Raw genomic sequence first — 514 nt, forward strand, 5'->3', positions numbered from 1 at the left:
CGCGCACCAGGCGGCGCGGGCCCGGCTGCTGGCCACGATCGCCCTGGAGTCGCGCGGCACCCGCACCGGACGCGGGCCCCAGGCCGCCCGGCAGGCCGAGGAACTCGCCCGCGGCCTCGACGACCCGGCGCTGCTGGCGTTCGCCCTCAACAGCGTGTTCATGCAGACCTTCCACCGGGCGGGGCTGGCGCCGCGCCGCGACGAGATCGGGGCCGAACTGGTGGCCTTGTCCGCCCGGCACGGCCTGGTCACGTTCGAGGTGCTCGGGCACCTCATCCGCCTCCAGGCCCGCAGCGCGCTCGCGGACTTCCCCGCGGCCGACACGCACGCGGCCGCCGCGGACAGCCTCGCCGAACGCCACGAGCTGCCGCTGGCGGGCGTGTTCGCCCAGTGGTACCGGGCCCTGCGGCTCGCCGCGGCGGAGCGGGCACCGGTGGCGGAGGTGGAGGCCGCCTACCGGGACGCCGCCACCCGGCTGGACGGGGCCGGCATGCCCGGGCTGCGACGTGGCGCG

General features: G+C 78.6%; 1 pseudogene. It reads left to right on the plus strand.

The features are described from left to right. Positions 1-514, plus strand: a pseudogene (locus DQW85_RS21590) (SARP family transcriptional regulator); the annotation flags it as partial.

Source organism: Nonomuraea lactucae (assembly GCF_003313395.1).
GTDB classification, from domain to species: domain Bacteria; phylum Actinomycetota; class Actinomycetes; order Streptosporangiales; family Streptosporangiaceae; genus Nonomuraea; species Nonomuraea lactucae.